This window comes from Streptomyces sp. NPDC057743 (assembly GCF_042798755.1).
Taxonomy (GTDB): Bacteria; Actinomycetota; Actinomycetes; order Streptomycetales; family Streptomycetaceae; genus Streptomyces.
The window spans coordinates 1-4538 of the sequence record NZ_JBHVJX010000091.1; the positions used below are offsets into that span (position 1 = coordinate 1).

Annotated in this window: 1 protein-coding gene and 1 pseudogene; both read left to right on the top strand. The window is 65.8% G+C overall.

Annotated elements, in window-relative coordinates:
* Nucleotides 1-285: 285 nt before the first annotated feature.
* Nucleotides 286-907: pseudogene (locus ACFVFQ_RS38265) on the top strand (IS630 family transposase); the annotation flags it as partial.
* Nucleotides 908-3412: 2505 nt separating this feature from the next.
* The gene (locus ACFVFQ_RS38270; protein ID WP_383425303.1) at nt 3413-4351 is read left to right on the top strand and encodes a L,D-transpeptidase; all 939 of its coding nucleotides are present in this window, start codon (nt 3413-3415) and stop codon (nt 4349-4351) included.
* The last annotated feature ends 187 nt before the right edge of the window (nt 4352-4538 follow it).

A 4538-nucleotide genomic window follows, 5' to 3' on the forward strand; every position in this document is an offset into this window, starting at 1 on the left:
CAGGACGCGCTGATACCCCACACTCATGACTACGGCCTTCGTGCTCTTCCTGTGCCTTGTGACGAAGCAAAGGATCAGACGAAGGCCGCCCTCATATCCGCTGAACTGCGAAAACGCTGATCAAGTTCGAGACACGTTCGAGACTGGGACTCAAAAAACAAGCTAAGCTTAGGTGTAACCCCCTATTGATTCGAAACGGTTCGGGTTCTGGGTCGTCGGTGGGGCGTGAGCGATCTGGTGGGGGACGTGCGGCATCTGCCGCCGTCGACGCAAGAGGCCCTGCGGCTGCGAGCGATGGCCGCGTTGGTGGCGGGGCGAGACCGTGAGGACGTGGCGGTGGTCTTTGGGGTGTCGCTGAAGGCGGTCGACAAGTGGTGGGCGAAGTGGCAGGCGGGTGGCCGTGGTGCGCTGGTCATATGGCCGCGGGGCAAGCCGGTTGGGGTGCATCAGGTGCTCGGGGAGGCGGAGCGGGCCGCCGCGCGGCAGGCGGTCCTCCATCACCGGCCCTGCGACGTGGGCCTGAGCGGACAGTTGTGGACCCGGCGACTGGTGGGCGAGCCGATCGTAAGGCTGTACCGGGTGCGGCTGACCGAGCCGGGGGGGTGGGCAAGTACCTGAAGCGGTGGGGGCTGTCCTTCCAGCGTCCGGACAAGCGGGCCACTGAGCAGGACCCCAAGGCCGTGCGCCGCTGGCACCAGGAGACCTGGCCGGCGATCCGGGCCAAGGCGACGACGGCGGGATTCTCTTCGCCGACCAGGTCGGCATCCGCTCCGACCAGGTCACCGGCCGCACCTGGGGAGAGAAGGGCAGGACACCTGTGGTGCGGCGGAGCGGGAACCGGTTCTCGGTAAACGCAATGTCGGCGATCAGCACCAAGGGCCAGATGCACTTCATGGTCTTCACCGACCGACGGCGGTGAGTCTCACCCGCAGGCGGGCATTGGACTTGAGGCAGAACGACACACTGCCTGAAGTGTGAGGGCATGGACGAGCGGATGGGGCAGGCGGTGGTTGTGCGGCGGCGCCACTTCATGCCGCGTGTATCGCGTCCGACAGCACCGCCGATGCTGTCGGGGTGTGTCCGCCTCCCAGGCTGGGAGGCGGACACACCTGGCACTACCCGCACGAGAAGATGCGACCCGTGCTCAACCGTCCTGCCGCATCTCCTACACCTGCACTCTTCCCCACAGCCCCACATCTGGCAACTGGATCGCGTGACATTAACCGCATCAGGTTAGTTCGCACCCCACGCCACCACCGACAGCACAAACCCCTCACCCGCCCAGCCGCAGGGGTGAACCGTCACCATCCCGCATGCTTGGCAGACTTCATCCGGTACCGACGCACTCATTGAGGGCCGCGCGCACCGCCTCCCGCAGAGAGCCGCGCGCGATCCCTGCATGCCCTTGTCGCGACGGGTGATGCACACCAGCGGGCAGACGTGAAGGAACTCACCTGGCGGCTACTGGCGCGCTTTCCGGTTGCCAATCTTGGGGGTGAGCATGCAGCATTAAGCTGCGTCACAAGACGCGCCCCAGGCAACCTCCACCTTCCTCGGTCCATCGTTGAAGCAGGCGCGGCGATGCAACTGCCTTACGGCAGACAGGCTCTTGCACTGTCTGCCGTCGCAAGGGCCCGTGGAGGACCCTCCGCCCAGCCGCACCTCCGCATCACGGTGTGCTGACTGTCGAGAAAGCTGCCGAGGCCGCCTGCGTTGCCCTCGACCCTCGTTCCCCCATGGGCCCGCCGAGGGTACGCCCCTCGCCGGCCACAGCCGTCACCATCTCTCTGCAGCGAGGATCATGTTCTACGCATCAAGCCGCACCCGTCGCCTCGTTGCACCCGGCCATGTCGACGGCGCCCTCGCACTCCGGCCGCCTCCCCCAGCAAAGGACGACCTCCCATGCCCAGCGCCCCCACCGACGACATCGACCCCCTTGTCGCCCAACTTCTGTTCAGAAGCCACGCGCTGAAGAACCTGCCCCCCAACTCCCTCGCCCACAACCTCCTCAAAGACGAGTGCGATGCCCTCGCTCAGAAAATCCGCCGCAGGACACCCCCTCCCTGGCTCACTGCGCTCACCCACCCTAGCGTCCTAGCCTTCACCGCCCTCACGGCATGGGCCGGGCACCTCATCGGCCCCGCCAGTCTCCTCACCGCCGCACTGCTCCTGACCGCCCACAGGCGAAAAGACAGCCGTTCCCCGCAGATACCGCACCCGCACCCTCCTACAGAGGAAACGTCCCCAAGAGCGTACGCATCGCCTCAACGCCCCTTTCGCCAGCCCCGTACACAGCCCCGCGCGAAACCCCTCCGCCTGAGAAGCGGACGCTCACGCCCTTCCCCCTCCTACCGCACACCACAGTGAGGAAAAGGGCCGAGCCTCGGCTACGAGGGTGTTCACCACCGCTGAAGGTGACCGGAACCACACACCGTCTACCTCCGCCCACACTCCACCTCGCACCCTGCACGACCGGCTTCGCCTCAGCGCCATCACGCACTGACGCCCCACGCACCAAACGACCAGGCAACTACCCACGGTTCACGGCAGCGTGAGGGCAACCCCCGCCAGTCGCCACGCCAACGGCTCCATACATCTGAGCACCACCAACGCCGCCGACACCGACCCGGACACCACCACACGACGCCTACCCGGCAAGACCCTGCGGAAAGGGGAAACTGCAGCTCACCACCGCGGCGAAGATGAAGTTTGGCGGCTCTCACCCGCCTTCCCGACTGCAGCCACGACGTCACAGCCACCCACGAACACACCCTCGTCGACGTCTGGGCGCAGCTGGCCTCACGCCCGTGCGCACAGAGACACCAGGCACCGGACCCCTACCGCCACACCCCTCAGACGGCGCCAGGAAGCCGAACTCACCGCCACACGCAAGAAGTCGAACAAGCCCCTCCGGCCAACCCATCGGACAAGCGATCTTCCGCCTCACGCGATGACAGATCCCATGCCGCACCCCCAACACATTCACGTCAGCCGCCGCAGCCATCCTCACCCTCACGACCACCACTGAAATGACCTCGTGTGGCAACGCGACCACCCGTCATACCCACACCGCAAGTCTATCTAAAGCAACCCGAGTTGGCACCGACAGCAGCCACCACTACCGACAGGTGGAGAGGCCGTCCTTGAGCCACTTGGCCACGGTGCGATCTACCGGCCTGCGCAACCTTCCAACGCACCCAGAGGCCGGCCCAGTACCCAACACTGCCCTCGACGGAACCGGCAGGCACCATCTCCCCGGGCCGCCAGGACGCCACACAAGCACCACCGCCCACATGAGCCCCACGCTCCTACCCGTTCCCACCAGGAGAGGAACTCACCCGTGCACTCCCCCTGCCACCTTGCACACCGTGCCGGTTCCCCCCGTCGACGCGGGACACACCACGTACGGACAGTGGCGGCCCTCACCGGTTCGGGAATCTTGCTGGCGACAGCCTGCTCCCACCCGTTCATCGGCGCGCCGAACAGCAACACAGCCTCCTCCTCGGGCAGTAGACCCACCACCTCCTCCTCGCCCACCGCACACGCGAAGGTCACCTCCGGCCCCCTGCTCGGCTTCGAACTCGCTCCCGCGCAGAACGCCATCGTGGGAACCGGGCAGCCAGTGTCACTGGAGTTCGAACGACCAGTGAAGAACAAAGCAACCGTCGAAAAAACCCTGACCGTGACAGCCCTACCGGCGACCGAGGGATCCTGGGGATGGATCTCCACGCCGTCCGGGCGCGAGCGACTGGACTGGCGCCCCAAGAGACCTTGGACCCCGCTCACCACAGTGCAGGTCAAAGGCGACCTCACCACCGTGGACCCCGGAGGCGCCCACTTCACACACCCCGTGGACCGCAGCTTCACCATAGGCCGCGACCAGCAGCTGATCGCGAACCTTGACACCAAGACGCTCACCATCCGGCAAAACGGCAAACCGATCCGCCAGATCCCCGTATCTGGTGGCGAACCCGTACCAGGCCGCGCCTCGCGACCAGGCACCTTCGCGATCAAGTCTCGCGAGAAGACCGTCCACATGACATCCGCCTCCGTCGGCGGCCCTAAACACTACGACGTCCTCGTCAATTGGGGCATGCGCTTCACCGACACCGGCGGCTACCTACACCAAGCCCTTCCCGAGGCCCAGGCCAACGTCGGCGTCCACAACCGAAGCGCCGGCTGCATCGGGATGACTCCCAGCGGCGCCCAATGGCTCTTCGACAACACCCTCCTCGGTGACCTCCTCACCATCACAGGCAAAGAGGCCACCACCGACCTCGGCGGCCCAGGCAACGGCTACGCCGACTGGAGCATCGACTACCCACACTGGAAATCACACAGCGCGCAATGACCTTCTCCACGCCCCCGCAGCCAAGCTCCCCGCCTGCGGAGCCGACATAACGCTCCCCCTTTGAGCGTGACCGAAAGACGGACCTGCTCCGTCACGGCAGCTGTAGTTCTTGGTTGATGGGGTGTTGGTGCAGGTCAAGTCGTTGCTGTGGCGGTGGTGTTGTTCCATTTGCGGTGGGCTTCGGCGG